Annotated in this window: 24 protein-coding genes and 1 pseudogene; 13 read left to right on the top strand and 12 right to left on the bottom strand. The window is 65.2% G+C overall.

The window, feature by feature from the left end:
* Positions 1 to 80: 80 nt before the first annotated feature.
* Together EWH21_RS11635 and EWH21_RS11640 are read right to left on the bottom strand one after the other, a co-directional pair.
* A complete protein-coding gene (locus tag EWH21_RS11635; RefSeq protein WP_037051859.1) occupies positions 81 to 392 on the bottom strand; it encodes an SCP2 sterol-binding domain-containing protein in 312 nt (103 codons plus the stop codon).
* 57 nt (positions 393 to 449) lie between these two features.
* Entirely contained in the window at positions 450 to 1,148 is a 699-nt protein-coding gene (locus EWH21_RS11640) for a histidine phosphatase family protein (protein ID WP_277700553.1), read from the bottom strand.
* Between the two features lie 199 nt (positions 1,149 to 1,347).
* On the opposite strand from EWH21_RS11640, the gene sohB reads away from it, so the two are divergent.
* Complete coding sequence (sohB, locus tag EWH21_RS11645) at positions 1,348 to 2,367, top strand: protease SohB (protein ID WP_037051861.1); 1,020 nt, start codon at positions 1,348 to 1,350, stop codon at positions 2,365 to 2,367.
* Positions 2,368 to 2,415: 48 nt separating this feature from the next.
* The gene (locus EWH21_RS11650; protein WP_277700554.1) at positions 2,416 to 3,405 is read left to right on the top strand and encodes a YhdH/YhfP family quinone oxidoreductase; all 990 of its coding nucleotides are present in this window, start codon (positions 2,416 to 2,418) and stop codon (positions 3,403 to 3,405) included.
* Positions 3,406 to 3,444: 39 nt separating this feature from the next.
* Here the strand turns inward: EWH21_RS11650 and EWH21_RS11655 are convergent, their stop codons facing one another.
* The gene (locus tag EWH21_RS11655) at positions 3,445 to 3,882 is read right to left on the bottom strand and encodes a hotdog fold domain-containing protein (RefSeq protein ID WP_134675943.1); all 438 of its coding nucleotides are present in this window, start codon (positions 3,880 to 3,882) and stop codon (positions 3,445 to 3,447) included.
* 104 nt (positions 3,883 to 3,986) lie between these two features.
* On the opposite strand from EWH21_RS11655, the gene EWH21_RS11660 reads away from it, so the two are divergent.
* Complete coding sequence (locus EWH21_RS11660) at positions 3,987 to 4,571, top strand: TetR/AcrR family transcriptional regulator (protein ID WP_277700555.1); 585 nt, start codon at positions 3,987 to 3,989, stop codon at positions 4,569 to 4,571.
* Here the strand turns inward: EWH21_RS11660 and EWH21_RS11665 are convergent.
* Complete coding sequence (locus EWH21_RS11665; RefSeq protein ID WP_277700556.1) at positions 4,568 to 5,335, bottom strand: class III extradiol ring-cleavage dioxygenase; 768 nt, start codon at positions 5,333 to 5,335, stop codon at positions 4,568 to 4,570. The genes EWH21_RS11660 and EWH21_RS11665 overlap by 4 nt on opposite strands.
* A gap of 105 nt (positions 5,336 to 5,440) precedes the next feature.
* Here EWH21_RS11665 and EWH21_RS11670 point away from each other — a divergent pair, with 105 nt between their 5' ends.
* The gene (locus EWH21_RS11670) at positions 5,441 to 6,097 is read left to right on the top strand and encodes a thiopurine S-methyltransferase (RefSeq protein ID WP_150609423.1); all 657 of its coding nucleotides are present in this window, start codon (positions 5,441 to 5,443) and stop codon (positions 6,095 to 6,097) included.
* A 58-nt stretch (positions 6,098 to 6,155) separates the two neighbouring features.
* Here EWH21_RS11670 and htpX read toward each other — a convergent pair whose 3' ends face one another.
* The 3 genes from htpX to EWH21_RS11685 form a co-directional block, all read right to left on the bottom strand.
* Complete coding sequence (gene htpX, locus EWH21_RS11675) at positions 6,156 to 7,028, bottom strand: protease HtpX (RefSeq protein ID WP_037051867.1); 873 nt, start codon at positions 7,026 to 7,028, stop codon at positions 6,156 to 6,158.
* Positions 7,029 to 7,121: 93 nt separating this feature from the next.
* Positions 7,122 to 7,568, bottom strand: a complete 447-nt coding sequence (locus EWH21_RS11680) for a hypothetical protein (RefSeq protein WP_037051868.1) — start codon at positions 7,566 to 7,568, stop codon at positions 7,122 to 7,124.
* A gap of 6 nt (positions 7,569 to 7,574) precedes the next feature.
* Positions 7,575 to 8,786 carry a pyridoxal phosphate-dependent aminotransferase gene (locus EWH21_RS11685; protein WP_037051869.1) on the bottom strand — a complete coding sequence of 404 codons (1,212 nt, stop codon included), beginning with the start codon at positions 8,784 to 8,786 and terminating at the stop codon, positions 7,575 to 7,577.
* A gap of 280 nt (positions 8,787 to 9,066) precedes the next feature.
* Here EWH21_RS11685 and msrB point away from each other — a divergent pair, with 280 nt between their 5' ends.
* The gene (gene msrB, locus EWH21_RS11690; protein WP_037051870.1) at positions 9,067 to 9,462 is read left to right on the top strand and encodes a peptide-methionine (R)-S-oxide reductase MsrB; all 396 of its coding nucleotides are present in this window, start codon (positions 9,067 to 9,069) and stop codon (positions 9,460 to 9,462) included.
* A gap of 37 nt (positions 9,463 to 9,499) precedes the next feature.
* Here msrB and EWH21_RS11695 read toward each other — a convergent pair whose 3' ends face one another.
* On the bottom strand, positions 9,500 to 9,673 hold the full coding sequence (locus EWH21_RS11695; RefSeq protein WP_277700557.1) for a PA1571 family protein: 174 nt from the start codon (positions 9,671 to 9,673) through the stop codon (positions 9,500 to 9,502).
* Positions 9,674 to 9,820: 147 nt separating this feature from the next.
* On the opposite strand from EWH21_RS11695, the gene EWH21_RS11700 reads away from it, so the two are divergent.
* The 5 genes and pseudogenes from EWH21_RS11700 (at position 9,821) to EWH21_RS11720 (ending at position 14,119) form a co-directional block, all read left to right on the top strand.
* Positions 9,821 to 10,936: an ATP-NAD kinase family protein gene (locus tag EWH21_RS11700; protein ID WP_037051871.1), complete on the top strand. Its 1,116-nt coding sequence runs from the start codon at positions 9,821 to 9,823 to the stop codon at positions 10,934 to 10,936.
* A 9-nt stretch (positions 10,937 to 10,945) separates the two neighbouring features.
* On the top strand, positions 10,946 to 11,536 hold the full coding sequence (locus EWH21_RS11705; RefSeq protein ID WP_134675938.1) for a DUF1287 domain-containing protein: 591 nt from the start codon (positions 10,946 to 10,948) through the stop codon (positions 11,534 to 11,536).
* Positions 11,533 to 11,967 (top strand): thiol-disulfide oxidoreductase DCC family protein, encoded by a 435-nt coding sequence (locus tag EWH21_RS11710; RefSeq protein WP_047584302.1) that lies wholly within the window; start codon positions 11,533 to 11,535, stop codon positions 11,965 to 11,967. The genes EWH21_RS11705 and EWH21_RS11710 overlap by 4 nt, the downstream gene beginning before the upstream one ends.
* A pseudogene (locus tag EWH21_RS11715) lies at positions 11,960 to 12,353 on the top strand (DoxX-like family protein). The gene EWH21_RS11710 and the pseudogene EWH21_RS11715 overlap by 8 nt, the downstream one beginning before the upstream one ends.
* An 8-nt stretch (positions 12,354 to 12,361) precedes the next feature.
* Positions 12,362 to 14,119, top strand: coding sequence for an ABC transporter transmembrane domain-containing protein (locus EWH21_RS11720; RefSeq protein WP_277700558.1), 1,758 nt, complete (start codon positions 12,362 to 12,364; stop codon positions 14,117 to 14,119).
* Here EWH21_RS11720 and rhtA read toward each other — a convergent pair.
* From rhtA to EWH21_RS11735, 3 genes are all read right to left on the bottom strand, one after another.
* The gene (gene rhtA / locus EWH21_RS11725; RefSeq protein WP_277700559.1) at positions 14,116 to 14,967 is read right to left on the bottom strand and encodes a threonine/homoserine exporter RhtA; all 852 of its coding nucleotides are present in this window, start codon (positions 14,965 to 14,967) and stop codon (positions 14,116 to 14,118) included. The genes EWH21_RS11720 and rhtA overlap by 4 nt on opposite strands.
* A gap of 70 nt (positions 14,968 to 15,037) precedes the next feature.
* Positions 15,038 to 15,319 carry a pyrimidine/purine nucleoside phosphorylase gene (locus EWH21_RS11730; protein WP_037051876.1) on the bottom strand — a complete coding sequence of 94 codons (282 nt, stop codon included), beginning with the start codon at positions 15,317 to 15,319 and terminating at the stop codon, positions 15,038 to 15,040.
* 139 nt (positions 15,320 to 15,458) lie between these two features.
* A complete protein-coding gene (locus EWH21_RS11735; RefSeq protein ID WP_277700560.1) occupies positions 15,459 to 16,007 on the bottom strand; it encodes an exonuclease domain-containing protein in 549 nt (182 codons plus the stop codon).
* 118 nt (positions 16,008 to 16,125) lie between these two features.
* On the opposite strand from EWH21_RS11735, the gene EWH21_RS11740 reads away from it, so the two are divergent.
* From EWH21_RS11740 to EWH21_RS11750, 3 genes are all read left to right on the top strand, one after another.
* Positions 16,126 to 16,998, top strand: a complete 873-nt coding sequence (locus tag EWH21_RS11740; RefSeq protein WP_277700561.1) for an NAD(P)-dependent oxidoreductase — start codon at positions 16,126 to 16,128, stop codon at positions 16,996 to 16,998.
* Positions 16,999 to 17,072: 74 nt separating this feature from the next.
* A complete protein-coding gene (locus EWH21_RS11745; RefSeq protein ID WP_037051879.1) occupies positions 17,073 to 17,324 on the top strand; it encodes a YkgJ family cysteine cluster protein in 252 nt (83 codons plus the stop codon).
* Positions 17,325 to 17,389: 65 nt separating this feature from the next.
* Positions 17,390 to 17,989 carry an START domain-containing protein gene (locus EWH21_RS11750; RefSeq protein WP_037051880.1) on the top strand — a complete coding sequence of 200 codons (600 nt, stop codon included), beginning with the start codon at positions 17,390 to 17,392 and terminating at the stop codon, positions 17,987 to 17,989.
* Between the two features lie 58 nt (positions 17,990 to 18,047).
* Here the strand turns inward: EWH21_RS11750 and gltA are convergent, their stop codons facing one another.
* A complete protein-coding gene (gene gltA, locus EWH21_RS11755; RefSeq protein WP_037051881.1) occupies positions 18,048 to 19,328 on the bottom strand; it encodes a citrate synthase in 1,281 nt (426 codons plus the stop codon).
* Between the last annotated feature and the right edge of the window lie 282 nt (positions 19,329 to 19,610).

Here is a 19,610-nt window from a genome sequence, read left to right on the forward strand (position 1 = left end):
AGGGTGCCGCCCAGGATGCCGGGCAATAAAAAACCGGAGTCCAGGACTCCGGTTTTCGTGTCTTGCGCTCGGCTCGCCGATCAGACCGGGAACAGTTCGCCCAGCTTCATCGCCAGCATCATGTCGCCTTCGGCGCGCAGCTTGCCAGCCATGAAGGCCTGCATGCCGTCGGTTTCGCCGCTGACGATACCCTTGAGGGTTTCGCTGTCCATGATCAGGGTCACGTTGGCGTTCGGGTTGTCGCCTTGTTCGATGGCGCAGGTGCCATCCTTGACGATCAGCGCGTAGTTCTCGCCATCTTCGATGTTGAACTGGAATACCAGATCCAGGCCCGCAGCGGCGCTGGCGTTGAACTTGGATTGCATGGTTTGGACGATGTCAGCAACGCTCATGGTCTTATCCTTTTCTCGGGTTTTTCGCGCAGCCTGATGGCCGCAGTGGGCTGGAGCTCAACGGTAGGTGATGAGCTCCGGCGCCTTCAGCAGCTGTAAATGCACATGGCTGTTGAAGGAAGCCAGACTTACCTCGCTGCCGCGAAACTTCAGCAGGCTGAGCGAGGTGTTGACGATTTGCCAGTTCAGTTCGAAGGCCTTCTCTGCCGGTACGCCGGTGATCAGGCGCAGCAGGGCGGTGATGGTGCCGCCGGACGTGAAGATGGCGATGTTCTGTTTGCTGTGGGCCTGTTCGAGAATCCGCTGCAGGCCGCCAGCGACCTGCTCGACATAGGCCTGCCAGCTTTGCAGTTCGGGCGTGTCGTGCTCGCCCGATACCCAGCGCTGGATCAGCTTGGCGAACAGGCGCTGGAACTCGGCACGGTTCTGTGCGCCGTTGCGCAGGATGTGCAGCGCCTCGGGTTCTTCGGGCAGCAGATCGGGCAGCAGGCTGCGGATCACCGCGTCGGCATCGAACTCGTTGAAGGCGTCGTCGATGTCCAGTGCCGGGGCACTGCTCATGCGCTGCAGGGCCGACGTGGCCGTATGCTGCTGGCGGCGCAGACTGCCGCTGATGCAGCGATCGAAGGCGATGCCGAGCTGCTCGAGGTGCTCGCCCAGCACTTCGGCCTGGCGTACACCGACGGGAGACAGGACATCGTAGTCGTCTGCACCGAATGAAGCCTGGCCATGTCGAATCAGGTAAATGCTGCCCACGTCCGTATCGGTCTCGGCACGTTGAAGGTTTCGCGAGGTTATGAGGAAGCTCGGGGGCTGTCAATGAAAAAACATACGCTTGTTTGAAATGCTTGTATGGCATTCCTGAACCGCCATCGCGCTTGGCCGACCCGTTGCCGCGCCGGTATGCTTGGGCCTTTGTGCGCCCAGGCGCCGCTGTATTACCCAAGGGGGATCCGTGGAGTTTCTTAGCGAGTACGCCAGCTTTCTGGCGAAGACCCTGACCGTGCTGGTCGCCATCGTCGCGGTGTTGCTGGTGGTGGCCGCCACGCGCGGCAAGGGGCGACGCGGCAACGGCCAGTTGCAGGTGCAGAAGCTCAACGATTTCTACAAGGACCTGCGCGAGCGTCTCGAGCACAGCGTGCTGTCGAAGGATCAGCTCAAGACCGTGCGCAAGGCCGAGGCCAAGGCGGCCAAGCAAGAGAAGAAGGCGCCGTCGAGCAAGGCGCGGGTGTTCGTGCTCGACTTCGATGGCGACATCAAGGCATCGGCCACCGAGAACCTGCGCCACGAGGTCACGGCGCTGCTGTCGATGGCCAAGGCCGATGACGAGGTGGTGCTGCGCCTGGAAAGCGGGGGTGGCATGGTGCACAGCTACGGCCTGGCATCCTCGCAACTGGTGCGTATCCGCGATGCCGGCATACCGCTGACGGTATGCGTGGACAAGGTGGCGGCCAGCGGCGGCTACATGATGGCCTGCATCGGCGGGAAGATTCTCAGCGCGCCGTTCGCCATCCTCGGCTCCATCGGCGTTGTGGCGCAGCTGCCGAACGTGCACCGCCTGCTGAAGAAGCACGAGATCGACTTCGAAGTGCTCACCGCCGGCGAATACAAGCGTACGCTGACCGTATTCGGCGAGAACACCGAGAAGGGCCGGGAGAAGTTCCAGGAAGACCTGGAAACCACGCACGAGCTGTTCAAGGGCTTCGTCGCGCGCTATCGCCCGCAACTGGATATCGATGCCATCGCCACCGGCGAGGTCTGGCTGGGCATGGCGGCGCAGGAGCGGCTGCTGGTGGATGAGCTGAAGACCAGCGACCAGTACCTGGCCGAGCGTGCCGCCGAGGCTGAACTGTTCCATCTGCACTTCGCTCAGAAGAAGAGCCTGCAGGAGCGTGTCGGCCTGGCTGCCAGCATGGCGCTGGACCGCTTCGTCCTGACCTGGTTGAGTCGTCTCAATCAGCAGCGTTTCTGGTAGCGCTTCGTGTACGGCGTACAGCGCGAACAATGACAAGAGGAGAGGGTGATGACTGAGTTCAAGGCCTTGCTGGTCAGCGAAGACGCCACTGGCGCCTTCAAGCGTGAAGTGGTCGGGCGCAACGTCGAACAGTTGCCGCAGGGCGAGCTGTTGATCCGGGTGCGCTACTCCTCGCTCAACTACAAGGATGCACTGTCCGCCAGCGGCAACCGTGGTGTCACCAAGGCGTATCCGCATACGCCGGGGATCGACGCCGCCGGGGTGGTCGAGGCGTCCGGCGTGGCCGAGTTCGCGGTGGGCGACGAGGTGATCGTCACCGGCTACGACCTGGGCATGAACACGGCGGGCGGTTTTGGCCAGTACATCCGCGTGCCGGCTGCCTGGGCGATCAAGCGCCCGCAGGGCTTGCCGCTGCGCGAGGCGATGATCCTCGGTACCGCCGGACTGACTGCCGCACTGTGCGTGGACAAGCTGGAGCAGGCCGGTGTGGTTCCCGAGGCCGGCACGGTGCTGGTCACCGGCGCCACGGGTGGTGTTGGCAGCATTGCCGTGGTGCTGCTCAAGCAACTGGGCTACCGGGTCACCGCCGCGACCGGCAAGGCCGAGCAGGGCGATTTCCTGCGTGGGCTCGGGGCCGACGAGATCGTCAGCCGCGAGGAGCTGCAGCAGGGCGGGGAGCGTCCGCTGCTCAAGGAGCGCTGGGCCGGCGCGGTGGACACCGTGGGCGGCGAGATTCTGTTCAACGTGGTCAAGTCGCTGCGTCACAGTGCCAGTGTGGCCTGCTGCGGGCTGACGGCCGGCGTTGGCTTCCAGGCCAACGTGCTGCCGTTCATCCTGCGTGGGGTCAACCTGCTGGGCGTGGACTCGGTGGAGCTGCCGCTGGTGGTCAAGGCGTCGATGTGGGACAAGCTCTCGCTGCAGTGGAAACTCGACCTTGCGCCGCTGTGCCAGGAAATTGGCCTGGCGGAGTTGCCGGCAGCCATCGAGCGCATACTCTCCGGCGGCATGGTCGGCCGTATCCTGGTGCGGCTGGACTGAATGCAGGCACGGGGCCCGTCGATGACGGGCCTCGTGTTTTCAGGCCTGGCTGACGTACATGGTGATCTCGGCGCGGAACACCGGCTTGTCGCCGACGTAGGCCATCACCGGCACGCTGATGTCGCCGGTCTGGCTCCAGTCCACCGCGCTGCCGTCGGCCACCGTGCGGATGTCGCCATCGGCCTTGGCCAGGTATTCCACCGTCATGCCCTTGGGAATCCAGCGGCAACCGCTGGCAATCGAGGCATCGGTCATGCTGCCGGCGGCCAGTTCCGCCGCGTTGCACAGGGCGATGGCGTGCACCGTACCGATATGGTTCAGCACTTCGCGACGCTTGGCGAAATGCACCTCGGCGTAGCCGGGGCGCAACTCGACCATCTGCGGGGCGATGCTGGCGAAGTAGGGGGCGACCTGGCCGATCATCGCGCTGAACTGGGCAGCACCGGCCTGCTGGAACATCTGCAACATCTGACTCATGACTCTCTCCTGCGTGTCTGCGATTGAAGATGAGCGCGCGCCGAGGCAGTATACGAGCGTTAGAAAATTATTCTAGAAAAATATTCTAGTCAGCGAGGAGCGGCATGGCCCGTCCATCACGCAAAGACGAAATCCTCCAGGCCGCACTGGCCTGCGTCACCGAGCAGGGGGTCGATGGCACCACCATCGAGATGATCCGTGACCGCTCCGGTGCGAGCATCGGCAGCCTGTACCACCACTTCGGCAACAAGGAGCGGATCATCGCTGCGCTGTACATGAGCGGCACCGCGCAGTACGCGCAAATGCTGCAGCGCGGTTTCGCCAGCGCAGACAGTGCCGAGGCCTGCGTCAGGCTGCTGGTGACCAGCTACATCGACTGGGTGGTGGCCAACCCGGACTGGGCGCGCTTCATTCTGCACAGCTGCAGTCGGGTCGAGGCGGGGGAGATGGGGGATGCGCTGCGCGAGGCCAACCGTGAGCACTTCGCGCAGATTTTCGCGGCGCTGGCCGAATACCGTCAGCAGGGGCTGTTCAAGGCACTGCCGGATGACTGCTTCGCCTCGGTGGTGATCGGTCCGACGCAGGACCTGGCGCGCAACTGGCTGGCTGGGCGGACCCGCAGCGCGCTGCGCGATTGCCGTGAGCTGCTGGCGCAGATCGCCTGGGACAGCGTGAGGAACGGCGGCTAGTCGAAGCGATAGATGTCCATGCCCAGTGCGCCGTAGGTGAAGCCTGTGTGCGCCACGGAGAAGCTGCCGCCAGCGCCACGGGCGAAGAACAGCGGCAACAGGTGCTCTTCGCTGGGGTGGTTGCGTACGGCGCTTGGCGCCCGCTGGCGGTAGTGGTGCAGCGCCTGCTCGTCCCCGGCTTCGAGTTGCTCCACCATCCAGTCGCGAAACGCCTTGGCCCAGGGCGTGACGACATCCGGCCCGGCCCGCCAGTCCAGTTCGCCGAGATTGTGGGTGATGCTGCCGGAGCCGATCAGCAATATGCCTTGCTCGCGCAAGCTCGCCAGCGCTCGGCCCACGCGCGTCTGCAGCTCGGGGCCGAGCTGGCTGGGCAGCGACAGTTGCAGCAGCGGGATGTCCGCGTCCGGATACATCAGTGACAGCGGGACCCAGGCGCCATGGTCGAAGGGGCGGCGTGCGTCCAGCTCGGCCGGCAGGCCGGCGGCGTCCAGTTGCCGGGCGATCGCCTCGGCCAGCTGCGGAGCGCCGGGTGCCGGGTATTGCACGGCGTAGAGCGCCGCTGGAAAGCCACCAAAGTCGTGCCAGGTTTCCGGTCGTTCACCCGCCGTGAGCAGCAGGCGCCGGCTTTCCCAGTGCGCGGAGACCACCAGGATGGCCTGCGGCCGCGGCAGCTCGCTGGCCAGGCGCGCCAGCGCCGGGCCGCTGGCGCCGGGCTCCAGTGCGAGCATGGGGGAACCGTGGGAAATGTACAGGGAAGGCAGCATGGAAGTTGGCTCCTGAAGTAGGATGTGGCCATCTTCGGCGCTGGAAGTATCGACTTCCAGTATAAATTATTGAGTATTCCTATCGAATTTCATGGAGGGTTTCTGATGCACGAGGCGTTCTGGCAGGATCGTTGGGCGCGTAGCCAGATTGGTTTTCACCAGGAGAAGGTCAACGGCTACCTGCGTCGTCACTGGTCTGCCCTGGGGTTGCCGGCGCAGGCGACGGTGCTGGTGCCGCTGTGCGGCAAGAGCCTCGACCTGGCCTGGCTGGCGGAGCAGGGGCATGCGGTGATCGGCGTGGAGCTGGCCGAGCGCGCCGTGCAGGATTTCTTCGCCGAGCGCGATGTGCAGCCGCAGATCTCGCAACGCGGTGCATACAAGGTCTATGCCGCCGGCAACCTGCAGATTCTCTGTGGCGATTTCTTCGCCCTGACTGGCGAGGACGTTGCCGGGTGCCAGGCGTTCTATGACCGTGCGGCGCTGATCGCCTTGCCGGCCGAGATGCGCGAGCGCTATGCCGCGCACCTGCAGGCGATATTGCCGGCTGCCTGTCAGGGGTTGCTGGTGACCCTGGTCTATGACCAGCAGCGCATGGATGGCCCGCCATTCTCGGTCGAGGATGCCGAGGCCGAGCGCCTCTTCAGCGGGGGCTGGGTGCTGCAGGAGGTCGAACGCAAGGATGTGCTGAGCGGCAATCCGCGCTTCAGCGAGAACCAGCTCGAGGCGGTGGACGAGGTGGTGTTCCACCTCACGCGGCGCTGATTCGGCAGCGGCATGAAAAAGGCGACCCTGGGGTCGCCTTTTCTTTTGCGGCTGTCGATCAGCCGAGGCGGCGCAGCGCCTCGATGCGGTCTTCCAGCGGCGGGTGGCTCATCAGCAGGCCGGCGAGGCCATTCTTCAGGCCACCGTTGATGCCGAAGGCGGTGAGGCTGTCGGGCATCTGCACCGGCACGCCCTGTTCGGCACGCAGGCGCTGCAGGGCGGCGATCATCGCGCCGGTACCGGCCAGGCGGGCGCCGGCTTCGTCGGCCTTGTATTCGCGCTTGCGCGAGAACCACATGACGATGATGCTGGCCAGGATGCCCAGTACCAGTTCGGCGAAGATGGTCGCGACGAAATAGCCGATGCCGTGACCTTCCTCGTTCTTCAGGATCGCCTTGTCGACGAAGTTGCCGAAGATGCGTGCGAAGAACATGACGAAGGTGTTCACCACGCCCTGGATCAGCGCCAGGGTGACCATGTCGCCGTTGGCGACGTGGCCGATCTCGTGGGCCAGCACCGCGCGTACTTCATCCGGCGAGAAACGCTCGAGCAGGCCCTGGCTGACGGCGACCAGCGCATCGTTCTTGTTCCAGCCGGTGGCGAAGGCGTTGGACTCGTAGGCCGGGAAGATGCCGACTTCCGGCATCTTGATGCCGGCTTCGCGGGACAGCTCCTCGACGGTCTGCAGCAGCCACTGCTCGTGGCGGGTGCGCGGCTGGGTGATGATCTGCGTGCCGGTGCTCATCTTTGCCATCCACTTGGAGAGGAACAGCGAGACCAGCGAGCCGGCGAAACCGAACACGGCGCAGAAGATCAGCAGGCTGCCGTGGTTCTGGCCAGTGAAGCGGTCGACGCCCAGCAGTTTGAGAGTGATGCTGGCGATAACCAGGACCGCCAGGTTGGTGGCCAGGAACAACATAATGCGCATCATGGTGTGAACGGACTCCTCACGGGAAAGACGTACGAGTAATGCGGGCTATATAAGGGCGCGCCCCCGGGGCTTTCAACCGGCGACTATTTCAAACTATGTCTCTTGGCCGTGCAGCGTGCTCTCGAACAGCAGGCGAGTCAGCCGTGCGGTGCGCTCGCCGTGGCGCTGCGCCAGGGCTTCGCGCAGCTGGAAGGCCAGCGTTGCGTGCACGCGGCGCACGCTCGGCGGCAGCACTTCGCCTTCGCGCAGGGCGTGGGGAATGGAGCGCGACAGGCGCAGGAAGCCTTTCTCGGTCAGCACCGCCTGATCCAGCGCGTCGTAGGCGATGGTCGACTCGAAGCGCAGGTAGCCTTCCTCGGCCAGCCACAGCAGTGCGCCGAGACAGGCCTGATGGCGTTTGCTGGGCAGGCCGAACTCATCCGGCTCCTCACGCCCTATCAGGTCTTCCACGTACAGCGCCATCTTGCGCGGGAAGGCCTGGTAGAGCATGAGCAGGCCGCTGGCCGCGTCCTTGTAGAAATCGTCTATCTGCAGGTCCATGCCGGTTTACTGGCTGTAGCCCTTGAGGAAGTTGCCGATGCGGCCGATGGCCTGCTCCAGGTCGTCGACACGGGGCAGCGTGACCACGCGGAAGTGGTCGGGCCAGGGCCAGTTGAAGGCGGTGCCCTGCACGATCAGCAGCTTTTCCGAGAGCAGCAGGTCGAGGACGAACTTCTCGTCGTTGTGGATCGGGCAGACCTTGGGGTCGATCTTCGGGAACGCGTACAGCGCGCCCATGGGCTTGACGCAGCTGACGCCGGGGATGTCGTTGAGCAGCTCCCAGGCGCGGTTGCGCTGTTCCAGCAGACGGCCGTTGGGCAGCACCAGGTCGTTGATGCTCTGGTAGCCGCCGAGAGCGGTCTGGATCGCATGCTGGCTCGGCACGTTGGCACACAGGCGCATGTTGGCCAGGATGTCGAGCCCCTCGATGTAGCTCTGTGCCCGGTGCTTGGGCCCGGAGATGGCCACCCAGCCGGAGCGGAAGCCCGCCACGCGGTAGCTCTTGGACAGGCCGTTGAAGGTCAGGCAGAGCACGTCCGGTGCCAGCGAGGCGGTGCTGATGTGCACGGCTTCGTCGTAGAGAATCTTGTCGTAGATCTCGTCGGAGAAGATCACCAGGTTGTGCTGGCGGGCCAGTTCGACGATGTCCTGCAGGACTTCCCGCGAATACACCGCGCCGGTCGGGTTGTTCGGGTTGATCAGTACCAGCGCCTTGGTGTTCGGGGTGATCTTGGCGCGCATGTCGGCGATGTCGGGGAACCAGCCAGCCTGTTCGTCGCACAGGTAGTGCACCGGCTTGCCGCCGGACAGCGCCACAGCGGCGGTCCACAGCGGGTAGTCGGGCGCCGGGATCAGCACTTCGTCACCGTTGTTGAGCAGGGCCTGCATGGCCATGACGATCAGTTCGGAGACGCCGTTGCCGAGGTAGATATCCTCGATGGAGACGCCTTCGACCTGCTTCTGCTGGTAGTACTGCATCACCGCCTTGCGCGCGCTGAACAGCCCCTTGGAGTCGCTGTAGCCCTGTGCAGTCGGCAGGTTGCGGATGACGTCCTGGAGGATCTCTTCCGGTGCTTCGAAACCGAACGGTGCCGGGTTGCCGATGTTCAGCTTGAGGATGCGGTGGCCTTCCTCTTCCAGGCGTTTGGCGTGCTTGAGCACGGGCCCGCGGATGTCGTAGCAGACGTTGGCGAGCTTGTTCGATTTGCTGACCTGCATGTATGGGATCCCGATCTATGAAGAACCCACCGGCTCAGGCTGCCGAGATTCCCCGTGGGTGAGTCTTGGCAGCCTGTAACGTGGGTGACAGACTGGGGTCGAATCATACGTGGCGACCTGATCGCGGCAAAGGTACCAGTCGGGCTTTTTTCATGCCTGCTACCCTGGCAACGAGGCGGAGGATGGCGGCAGTGCCGTGCGGACTGCGCCTGGACTGGCCGCGATCACGAAGATTCACCGTCGCCACCGTTCACCTGATCGTCGAGGAGGAAAGCAGCCCGTGGATAAAGTCGACAAATCCCTGGAAACCTGGCGCGAAGAGCTGTCGCAGGAGCAATTTCACGTGTGCCGCCTGGGGGGCACGGAGCGGCCGTTCACTGGCGAGTACCATGACAGCAAGACGCCAGGTATCTACCATTGCGCCTGCTGCGGCGAGGCGCTGTTCGATTCCGCTGCCAAGTACGATTCCGGCAGCGGCTGGCCGAGCTATTTCCAGCCGGTCAACGACGAGGTGGTCGCCAGCGTCGATGATTTCAGCCACGGCATGCACCGCATCGAGGTCAAGTGCGCCAAGTGCGATGCCCACCTGGGGCATGTGTTTCCCGATGGGCCACGGCCTACCGGGCTGCGTTACTGCATCAACTCGCTGTCGCTGAAGCTGGTGCCGCGCGATTGAGCCTGCGCGCCAGGCTCGATCCTGTCTGGCGTGCGATTCAATCCGGCTTGTCGCTGGTCTGGCGGTTTTCTTCCAGTTCGCTGCAGGCGCGCTGGATCATGTCTTCGGTGATGGGCACTTCGCGGCCTTCGGCGTCGATGACGAAGCCCCCGACCGGCAGTTGCCGGAGCGATGTGCCGGGGCGTTGGGCGGCGTTGTCGTGCAAGTTCATGGCCTGTCTCCTGATCAATGATGCGCGCCATTCTAGGAAGTCCAGATGAAGGCGCGGTGACAGCTGCAACGGCGGAATTCCGTCACGAAACACAGTGCGAAAGTGGTATTGCAGGCTGCGTGCCAGCCTGCGTGGAACGAGGAATACATGTCGCGTTTTCATGTTGGGCTGATCATCAATCCATTGGCCGGGCTTGGCGGTCCGGCTGCGTTCAAGGGCAGCGATGGCATGGCCGAGCAGGCGCTGGCGCTGGGTGTCGAGGCCAAGGCGGCGCAGCGTACGCGCACCGCGCTCGAACAACTGCAGGGCTTGCATGAGCGTATCGAGTTCGTCACCTATCCCGGTGCCATGGGCGGCGATCTGCTGGCGCAGATGGGCTTCGAGCACCGCCTGCTGGGCTCGCTGGGTGCGCAGCCGACCACTGCCGAGGATACCCGGCGCGCCGTGCAGCAACTGCAGGACGCCGGTGTGGCGCTGATCCTCTTCGCCGGGGGTGACGGGACGGCGCGCGATGTCTGCGCGGTGGTGCGAGACGGGCAGCCGGTGCTGGGCATCCCGGCCGGGGTGAAGATCCAGTCCGGGGTCTATGCCATCAGCCCGCGCGCGGCGGGCGAGTTGACCGCTCGCCTCGTGGAGGGCGGCCTGGTGCGCCTGGCCAGTGGCGAGGTGCGCGATATCGACGAGAGCGCCCTGCGTGAGGGGCGCGTTACCGCGCGCTGGTACGGCGAGCTGTGCGTGCCGCAGGAGGGCGGCTATGTGCAGGCGGTCAAGCAGGGCGGCATGGAGTCCGAGGAACTGGTGCTGGCCGACCTCGCCGCCTGGCTGGAAGCAGAGTGGGAGTCGGGCGTGCGCTATGTGTTCGGCCCCGGTTCAACCCTGCACGGCCTGGCGCAGAATCTGGGACTGGAAACAACCTTGCTGGGCGTCGACGTGATCGAGGATGGTCAGGTGATCGCCCGCGACGTCAACGAGGCCGAACTGTTCGCCCTGGTCGCCGGCCATCCCGCCTACATCCTGGTGACCGCCATCGGCGGCCAGGGGCATGTCATCGGCCGTGGCAATCAGCAGATCAGCCCGCGCGTGCTGCGCGAAGTCGGCCTGGAGCGCCTGCGGGTGGTCGCCACCAAGCGCAAGCTGGCGACGCTGGAAGGCCGCCCGCTGCTGGTCGACAGCGGCGACGTGACGCTGGACGACGCCTTTCCCGATGCCGTGCGGGTCTGGGCGGGCTACAAGGAAGAATTGCTTTATCCCCTGAGTCGATAGGAGATCGAAATGCGGGTAGTGATGCTGCTGCTGGCCTGGTCGCTGGCGTTCGCCGCGCAGGCCATCGAGGCCGACCGGCTGGTGCTGGATGCGCGCAAGCAGGTGGGTGTGACCCTGAGCTATGACCCGGCGTACCGGCGCTTGAGCTACCCGGGCGGCGATGTGCCCATGGCCACCGGGGTCTGCACCGATGTGGTGATCCGGGCGTTGCGCGAGCAGGGGCTGGACCTGCAGGAGGCCGTGCACCGCGACATGCGCGGCAACTTCGCTGTGTATCCGCAGCACTGGGGGCTGAAGCGGGCGGACAGCAACATCGACCATCGCCGCGTGCCGAACCTGATGACCTGGTTCGCGCGCCAGGGCTGGTCCCTGCCGGTCAGCCAGGAGCCAGCCGCCTACGCGGCCGGTGATATCGTCACCTGGGATCTGGGGCGTGGTCTCACCCATATCGGCATCGTCAGCGACCGTCGGGCACCAGATGGCGTGCCACTGGTGCTGCACAACATCGGCCGTGGCACGCAGGAGGAGGACATCCTGTTCGCCTTCCGGATCACCGGCCATTATCGCCCGCAGGCGCAACAGGCGAGTGCCGCGCGATGACGCAGTCGAATCTGCCGCCGGGGCTGGCCGCTGGAGAGCGCGTCGTGCTGTTCGACGGCGTCTGCAAGCTGTGCAACGGCTGGGCGAAGTTTCTCATCCGGCATGACCCCGAACGACGCTTTCGTCTGGCCTCGGTGCAGTCCGCACAGGGTCAGGCGCTGCTGGCCTGGTACGGCCTGCCGACCGATCACTTCGACAGCATGGCGCTGATCGACGAGCAGGGCTTGCACCTGCGTTCCTCCGCGCTGCTGCGCATTCTCGCCAGGCTGCCCTGGCCATGGCGCGGGTTGAGCTGGCTGCGCCTGGTGCCCAGGCCGCTGCGTGACTGGTGCTATGACCGGATCGCGCTGAATCGCTACCGCCTGTTCGGTCGGCATGACGTCTGCCTGCTGCCCACGGCCGACCATGGCGAACGCTTCCTGCATGACTGAGCCGCGTCTGGCGCGGATCGCCTGGCCCTGGCGCTGGCGTTCATCTGGCATGGGTTGGCGCCGAAGATCCTCTGGCTCAGTCCTGACGAGGTGGCGATGATCGGTGCCCATGGGCGCCCGCAGCACCCGCTGTTTGCGCCGGAGCTGATCGCCCGCATCGCCGGCGTGGGGGAAAGACTCCGGGTATCGTTCTGCTGACGATGCGTCGCCGGAGCTGGCCGCTGCGGGTCGCTGTCGCGGTATTGCTGGTGCTGCGGCTTGATGTTGCGCTGTTCAGTCCCCATCTGTTGCTTCAGGCGTTCAACCCGCTTTCCACCAACCTGGCTGCGCTGGCCTTGTGCGCAGTGGCCTGGCTGGCCGAAGCGCCCTCGGCTGCTGACTCCTGAGACCTGTCATGACATCGATGCTTTCTTCTCGCCAGCGTGGTGCCGTCCGCCTGGCCTGGCGCTTCATCGCGCCGTATCGCGGCCGGGTGCTGGGTGCACTGCTGGCGCTGTTGTTCACGGCGGCCATCACCCTGTCCATGGGCCAGGGCATCAAGCTGCTGGTGGACCAGGGCCTGGCCACGCAGTCCCCGGCCGCGTTGCGGCATTCCCTGCTGCTGTTCTTCGTGCTGGTGCTGGCACTGGCGTTCGGCACCTATACGCGGTTCTACCTGGTGTCGTGGATCGGTGAGCGGGTGGTGGCCGACATCCGCCGGCGGGTGTTCGATCACCTGATCGAGCTGCACCCCGGTTTCTACGAAAGCAACCGCAGTTCGGAGATCCAGTCGCGACTGACCGCGGACACCACCTTGCTGCAATCGGTGATCGGTTCATCGCTGTCGATGGCGCTGCGCAACCTGATCATGCTCATCGGCGGCAGCATCCTGCTGGTGGTCACCAACCCCAAGCTCAGCGGCATCGTGCTGCTGGCCTTGCCGCTGGTGGTGGCGCCCATCCTGCTGTTCGGCCGGCGCGTGCGGGCACTGTCGCGGCAGAGTCAGGATCGCGTGGCCGACGTCGGCAGCTACGTCGGCGAGGTGCTGGGGCAGATCAAGACCGTGCAGGCCTACAACCACCAGGATGAAGACAAGCGGCGTTTCGGCGAGTCCGCCGAGGCGGCCTTCGACGTCGCACGCAAGCGCATCGCCCAGCGCTCCTGGCTGATCACGGTGGTGATCGTGCTGGTGCTCGGCGCGGTGGGGGTGATGCTCTGGGTCGGCGGCATGGATGTCATCGCCGGGCGCATTTCCGGTGGCGAGCTGGCGGCCTTCGTGTTCTACAGCCTGATCGTCGGCTCGTCCTTCGGTACGCTGAGCGAGGTGGTCGGCGAGCTGCAGCGTGCAGCCGGGGCAGCGGAGCGCATCGGCGAGCTGCTGCGTTCGCGCAACGCCATCGTGGCGCCGGAACGGCCGCAGCCGCTGCAGCGGCCGGTGCAGGGGCGCATCGAATTGCAGGGGGTGCGCTTCGCCTATCCGTCGCGTGCGGACAGCTATGCCATCGATGGCGTCGACCTGCAGGTGGCCGCAGGCGAGACGCTGGCGCTGGTGGGCCCCTCCGGGGCCGGCAAGTCGACCCTGTTCGATCTGCTGCTGCGCTTCTTCGACCCGCAGCAAGGGCGCATCCTCATCGACGGGGTGCCGATCGATCAGCTCGATCCGCGTGAGCTGCGAGCCTGCTTCGCGCTGGTGTCGCAGAACCCGGCGCTGTTCTACGGCTCGATCGAAGACAACATCCGCTATGGCCGCCTGGATGCGAGTCAGGCCGAGGTCGAGGCCGCTGCGCGCGCCGCGCATGCGCACGAGTTCATCCAGCGCCTGCCGCAGGGCTACCAGACTCATCTGGGCGAGGCGGGGCTGGGCTTGTCCGGTGGGCAGCGCCAGCGCCTGGCGATTGCCCGCGCCTTGCTCGCCGATGCGCCGATCCTGCTGCTGGACGAGGCGACCAGTGCGCTGGACGCCGAAAGCGAGCACCTGATCCAGCAGGCGTTGCCGTCGCTGATGGCCGGGCGCACGACCCTGGTGATCGCCCATCGCCTGGCCACGGTGAAGCAGGCCGACCGCATCGCGGTGATCGAGCGCGGGCGTCTGGCCGCCATTGGCCGGCATGCCGAGCTGATCGACAGCAGCGCGCTGTATGCGCGTCTGGCAGAGCTGCAGTTCGGCAGTTAGCGCTGCGGCTTGATGGTGGCTGCGGCGCCGGTCGAGGCGATGATGATCGCCGCCACGGCCAGCCACTGCCCCCAGAGCAGCTTCTCGCCGAGGAAGATCAGGCCACAGAGCGCGGCTATCGCCGGCTCCAGGCTCATCAGCACGCTGAAGGTGCGCGCGGGCATGCGTGTCAGGGCGACCATTTCCAGGCTGTACGGCAGCGCCGATGACATCACCGCCACGCCGAGGGCGATGGGCAGCAGGTCGAGGTCGAACAGGTCGCCGCCGGCGTGCCACAGGCCGACCGGCAGGACCAGCAATGCGGCGACCCAGGTGCCCAGTGCGACGGTGTGACGGCCATGCTGCGCGCCGGCTTTCTGGCCGAAGATGATGTACAGCGACCAGCACACGCCGGCGCCAAGTGCCAGGCCCGCGCCGAGCGGGTCGATGGCGCTCTGCGTCGCGCCGGTGGGCAGCAGCAGCCACAGGCCGGCGATGGCCAGGATCACCCAGACGAAATCCAGCAGGCGTCGCGACGAGAACAGCGCCAGGGCCAGTGGCCCGGTGAACTCCAGGGCGACGGCGATGCCCAGCGGAATGCTCTGCAGCGACATGTAGAACAACAGGTTCATGCCGCCGAGGGCCAGGCCGTAGGCGAGCAGGGCGTGACACTTGCGCAGGTCCAGCCTGGCGCGCCAGGGCTGCATCACCAGCGACAGGATGATCGCGCCAAGCACCAGGCGCAGGGCCGTGGTGCCTTCGGCGCCGACCAGGGGGAACAGGTTCTTGGCCAGCGATGCGCCGCTCTGGATCGAGGTCATGGCCACCACGAGCAGGGCGATGGGGACAAGGAGGGCGGGGCGGGGCATGAGGCTGTGTCCTGGTGCTGTTCAACGAAAAAACCGGCCGCAGGGGCCGGTTCTTCATGAGGCTTGCGGCTTAGCGGTATTCGCAGAGGTACGCGGTATCCACGGCGACCTTCAGCTGAAACTTGCTGTTGGCCTCGACGGTGAACTGGCTGCCGGCCTCGAAGGTGGTCCAGCTGTCAGTGCCCGGCAGCTTGACGGTCAGGGCGCCGGCGACGACGTGCATCACTTCCAGCTGGCTGGTGCCGAACTCGTATTCGCCCGGGGCCATCACGCCGAGGGTGGCCGGGCCTTCAGCCATGCTGAAGCCGATGGATTTGACGGTGCCGTCGAAGTACTCGTTGACCTTGAACATCTGCGATTCCTCGGAAGTGGGTGGACAAACTGCTGGGAGCCATTTGCAACGTCGCCTGGCGCCGCCCCGAAGGCAGGCCGCCACGGCGGGCATGGCCACAAAAGGGGCGCCAGTATGCCCAAGCGCCTTTTTTTCGTCATCACCCTTTGATGGGCAGTACCAGCGGCAGCAGGCGAGCGGTGTTGCGGGCATCCTCGAGCGCACGGTGCTGCTGCCCCTGAAACTGCATGCCGGCCAGTTGCAGGGCGCTGTGCAGGCCTACCGGGCGCTGCAGCTGGCGGGCCTTGGCGAAGGCCTGCTTGAGGTTCAGGTGGGGCACGTCGGCGAGCAGGCTGAGGAGTTGGTGCTGGCGCCACTCCAGGTGCAGCTGGCGGCGGTCGTAGTCGCCCCAGCTGCTCCAGCCGACCAGGCGCGGCGCATGCTGCGTCAGCCAGCGCTCGAACTGCGCCCAGACCTGGGGCAGTGGCGCCGCGCTGTCGACGTCCGCCTGGGTGATGTGGGTGAGCTGGCGGCAGAAGTCGGTCAGGCAGGGGCGTCGTTGCGGCCTGACGATGCGCTGGAAGTGGTCGCGTTCATGGCCGTCCGCTCCGACCAGGCTGGCACCGATCTCGATGATTTCCATTTCTTCCACCGGCCAGCCGCCTTCGTCGGTCGTGGCTTCCAGGTCGATGACCAACCAATGTCCCATTGGCACTCCTTAGCGTCCGATGCCCGGTTCGAGCGGGTCCGCTGGCAGTATGGAAGGGCTTTCCGGCGAGGGCAAACGTCGTGTTAGGCTCTGCCGCCTATGTCCGCAGGAGGTTGCTATGGCTAAGGTCGCGTTTATCGGCTTGGGCGTGATGGGGTATCCGATGGCCGGGCATCTCGCCCGCAACGGTCACCAGGTGACGGTGTACAACCGCTCGCCGGGCAAGGCCGAGCAGTGGCTCGGCGAGTACGCCGGCAGTGTGGCGCCGACGCCGCGCGAGGCCGCGCAGGGCGCCGAGCTGGTGATGTGCTGCGTGGGTAACGACGACGATCTGCGCAGCGTGATCCTGGGCGAGCAGGGTGCCTTCGCCGGGATGTCGCCGGGGGCGATCCTGGTCGACCACACCACGGCATCCGCCGATGTCGCTCGCGAGCTGGCGAGCATGGCCGCCGAGAGCGGGCTGGGCTTTCTCGATGCGCCGGTCTCCGGTGGCCAGGCGGGGGCGGTCAATGGTGCGCTGACGGTCATGGTGGGCGGCGAGGCCGAGACCTATGCAGTGGCCGAGCCGGTGATCCAGAGTTACGCGCGGATGATGCGTCTGATGGGGCCTGCGGGCAGCGGTCAGCTGAGCAAGATGGTCAATCAGATCTGCATTGCCGGCCTGGTGCAGGGCCTGGCCGAGGCGCTGAACTTCGCGCAGTGCGCCGGGCTCGATGGTCAGGCGGTGGTCGATGTGATCAGCAAGGGCGCTGCGCAGTCCTGGCAGATGGAGAACCGCTACAAGACCATGCTGGCCGGGGAATTCGACTTCGGCTTCGCCGTCGACTGGATGCGCAAGGACCTGTCGATCCTGCTCGAGGAGTCGCGTCGCAACGGTGCGCAGTTGCCGGTGACGGCGCTGGTCGATCAGTTCTACGCCGACGTCCAGGCCATGGGCGGTGGACGCTGGGATACCTCCAGCCTGCTGGCGCGCCTGCAGCGTAACCGCTGATCACGAAAGCCCTCGACTGACGGCGCGCGGCTCATTAGCATCGCGCCGTTCGTTCTGCCTCGTCGAGGTTCCCCATGGAATGCCGTGCCGGCTGTGGCGCCTGTTGCGTCGCGCCCTCCATCAGTTCGCCCATCCCTGGCATGCCCGACGGCAAGCCGGCGGGTGTGCGCTGCATTCATCTGTCCGTCGATGCGCTCTGTGCCCTGTTCGGCAAACCGGAGCGGCCACCCGTCTGCTCGGCGTTCAAGGCCGAGGTCGAGCTTTGCGGCGACAGTCGCGACAGCGCCATTCGCATGCTCGGCTGGCTGGAGCAGGCGACGGTCTGACGGCTGAACCCGTTTCCCCTTGCTGCGGTCGAAACGCAAACACTACCCAGAGAACAGGTTCCAAGATGATCCGTATGTCCGTGTTGGCCGTGATGCTGTGTGCAACCGCCGCCCAGGCTGCCGAAAGGCAATGGCAGCTGGAGCGTGAGGAGGATGGCGTGCGCGTCTATCTGGCTGACGTGCCGGGTTCCAAGTACAAGGCCTATCGCGGCGTGGTGACGATCAAGGGGGATCTGGCCGCCGTGCAGGCCGCCCAGGAGGATGTCGCCGGCTCCTGTGCCTGGATATTCAGTTGCCAGCAGCAACGCCTGCTCAAGCACGAGGGCGAGGTGAGCGAGGTGTACACGCGCTTCGACATGCCCTGGCCGGTCAAGGCGCGCGACTCGGTGATCGAGGTCACGACGCGCACGGATGCCGATGGCGCTGTCACGCGGGTGCTGGAGGCGGTGCCGCAGCGCCTGCCGGAAAACGATGATTTCGTGCGGGTGCAGCGGGTCGACGGCCAGTGGCACCTGCAGCCAATGGGCGAGGGCAGGGTAGAGGTGACCTACGAGGTGCATACCGAGCCAGGCGGGAGCGTGCCTTCGTGGCTGGCCAACAGCTTCGTCGTCGACGCGCCGTTGCAGACCTTGCAGGGCTTGCGTGCCCGGGTCGAGGGGCGCTGACGGGCGGGAATGAAAAAAGGCTGCCGGATGGCAGCCTTTCTTGTCGTGCAGCGATCGATCAGCCGCGGTCGGCGGGCAGGTCGCGCTGCTCGTAGCCGGTGTACAGCTGGCGCGGACGGCCGATCTTGTACGGACCGGAGAGCATTTCCTTCCAGTGCGAGATCCAGCCCACGGTGCGTGCCAGGGCGAAGATCACGGTGAACATGGAGGTCGGAATGCCGATGGCCTTGAGGATGATGCCCGAGTAGAAGTCCACGTTCGGGTAGAGGTTGCGCTCCTTGAAGTAAGGATCGTTGCGCGCGATCTCTTCCAGCTTCATGGCCAGCTCCAGCTGCGGATCGTTGATGCCCAGCTCCGCCAGAACCTCGTCGCAGGTCTGCTTCATGACCTTGGCGCGCGGGTCGAAGTTCTTGTACACGCGGTGGCCGAAGCCCATCAGCTTGAACGGGTCATCCTTGTCCTTGGCCTTGGCCACGAACTTCTCGATGTTGTCCACGCTGCCGATCTCGTCGAGCATGGTCAGCACGGCTTCGTTGGCGCCGCCGTGAGCCGGACCCCAGAGCGCGGCGATGCCGGCTGCGATACAGGCGAACGGGTTGGCGCCCGAGGAGCCAGCCAGGCGTACGGTGGAGGTGGAGGCATTCTGCTCGTGATCGGCGTGGAGGATGAAGATCTTGTCCATCGCCTTGGCCAGCACCGGGCTGATCGGTTTGATCTCGCACGGGGTGTTGAACATCATGTGCAGGAAGTTTTCCGCGTAGTTCAGGTCGTTACGCGGGTACATCATGGGCTGGCCCATGGAGTACTTGTAGGTCATCGCGGCGATGGTCGGCATCTTGGCGACCAGGCGCATGGCGGACACTTCACGGTGCTGCGGGTTCTTGATGTCCAGCGAGTCGTGATAGAAGGCGGACAGGGCGCCGACCACGCCGCACATGATGGCCATCGGGTGGGCGTCACGGCGGAAACCGTTGAAGAAGGTCTTCAGCTGTTCGTGAACCATGGTGTGGTTCTTGATGGTGCTGACGAACTTGGCCTTCTCTTCCTTGCTCGGCAGTTCGCCGTTGAGCAGCAGGTAGCAGGTTTCCAGGTAGTCGGATTGCTCGGCGAGCTGTTCGATGGGGTAGCCGCGGTGCAGCAGAATCCCTTTGTCGCCGTCGATATAGGTGATCTTCGACTCGCAAGAGGCGGTCGACATGAAACCAGGATCAAATGTGAACCGACCCGTGGCGGTCAGGCTCCGCACATCGATTACATCGGGACCAACAGTGCCGGTCAGAACGGGCAGTTCGACGGGGGCATTGCCCTCGATGATCAACTGCGCTTTTTTGTCAGCCATATGTGGCCTCCTAGTTATGCTTGAAATCATCAGACGGCCCCCCACGCAGGGCCCGCACCACTATAGTGGGATAAATTCGAAAGTCAATTTGCGAGAACCCAGGCGGTAGAAGGGTTTGGGCGGGATTTTCAGCGAAAAAAGGCCGCTATTTACGCCATTTGTTTGCAGGCTGCAATGCGCTTTTTGGGGTAGGCCATTGCATTGTCATTAGTCTGCTAACTGTCTATACTCTGCGCCCGACCGCCAGGGGCTTTGCGGCCATATCATGGCGGTCGTCACTCC

This window comes from Pseudomonas sp. REST10, from assembly GCF_029542605.1.
GTDB lineage: Bacteria > Pseudomonadota > Gammaproteobacteria > Pseudomonadales > Pseudomonadaceae > Aquipseudomonas > Aquipseudomonas khazarica.

Excerpts from the sequence above, each read along its gene's own strand:
- htpX (WP_037051867.1), bottom strand. The coding sequence starts at position 7,028 with ATGATGCGCATTATGTTGTTCCTGGCCACCAACCTGGCGGTCCTGGTT.
- EWH21_RS11650 (WP_277700554.1), top strand. The coding sequence starts at position 2,416 with ATGACTGAGTTCAAGGCCTTGCTGGTCAGCGAAGACGCCACTGGCGCC.
- EWH21_RS11660 (WP_277700555.1), top strand. The coding sequence starts at position 3,987 with ATGGCCCGTCCATCACGCAAAGACGAAATCCTCCAGGCCGCACTGGCC.
- EWH21_RS11705 (WP_134675938.1), top strand. The coding sequence starts at position 10,946 with ATGCGGGTAGTGATGCTGCTGCTGGCCTGGTCGCTGGCGTTCGCCGCG.
- EWH21_RS11655 (WP_134675943.1), bottom strand. The coding sequence starts at position 3,882 with ATGAGTCAGATGTTGCAGATGTTCCAGCAGGCCGGTGCTGCCCAGTTC.
- EWH21_RS11740 (WP_277700561.1), top strand. The coding sequence starts at position 16,126 with ATGGCTAAGGTCGCGTTTATCGGCTTGGGCGTGATGGGGTATCCGATG.
- EWH21_RS11720 (WP_277700558.1), top strand. The coding sequence starts at position 12,362 with ATGACATCGATGCTTTCTTCTCGCCAGCGTGGTGCCGTCCGCCTGGCC.
- EWH21_RS11745 (WP_037051879.1), top strand. The coding sequence starts at position 17,073 with ATGGAATGCCGTGCCGGCTGTGGCGCCTGTTGCGTCGCGCCCTCCATC.
- EWH21_RS11700 (WP_037051871.1), top strand. The coding sequence starts at position 9,821 with ATGTCGCGTTTTCATGTTGGGCTGATCATCAATCCATTGGCCGGGCTT.
- EWH21_RS11680 (WP_037051868.1), bottom strand. The coding sequence starts at position 7,568 with ATGGACCTGCAGATAGACGATTTCTACAAGGACGCGGCCAGCGGCCTG.
- EWH21_RS11695 (WP_277700557.1), bottom strand. The coding sequence starts at position 9,673 with ATGAACTTGCACGACAACGCCGCCCAACGCCCCGGCACATCGCTCCGG.
- EWH21_RS11730 (WP_037051876.1), bottom strand. The coding sequence starts at position 15,319 with ATGTTCAAGGTCAACGAGTACTTCGACGGCACCGTCAAATCCATCGGC.
- EWH21_RS11670 (WP_150609423.1), top strand. The coding sequence starts at position 5,441 with ATGCACGAGGCGTTCTGGCAGGATCGTTGGGCGCGTAGCCAGATTGGT.
- EWH21_RS11710 (WP_047584302.1), top strand. The coding sequence starts at position 11,533 with ATGACGCAGTCGAATCTGCCGCCGGGGCTGGCCGCTGGAGAGCGCGTC.
- rhtA (WP_277700559.1), bottom strand. The coding sequence starts at position 14,967 with ATGCCCCGCCCCGCCCTCCTTGTCCCCATCGCCCTGCTCGTGGTGGCC.
- EWH21_RS11665 (WP_277700556.1), bottom strand. The coding sequence starts at position 5,335 with ATGCTGCCTTCCCTGTACATTTCCCACGGTTCCCCCATGCTCGCACTG.
- gltA (WP_037051881.1), bottom strand. The coding sequence starts at position 19,328 with ATGGCTGACAAAAAAGCGCAGTTGATCATCGAGGGCAATGCCCCCGTC.
- EWH21_RS11635 (WP_037051859.1), bottom strand. The coding sequence starts at position 392 with ATGAGCGTTGCTGACATCGTCCAAACCATGCAATCCAAGTTCAACGCC.
- EWH21_RS11685 (WP_037051869.1), bottom strand. The coding sequence starts at position 8,786 with ATGCAGGTCAGCAAATCGAACAAGCTCGCCAACGTCTGCTACGACATC.
- EWH21_RS11735 (WP_277700560.1), bottom strand. The coding sequence starts at position 16,007 with ATGGGACATTGGTTGGTCATCGACCTGGAAGCCACGACCGACGAAGGC.
- EWH21_RS11750 (WP_037051880.1), top strand. The coding sequence starts at position 17,390 with ATGATCCGTATGTCCGTGTTGGCCGTGATGCTGTGTGCAACCGCCGCC.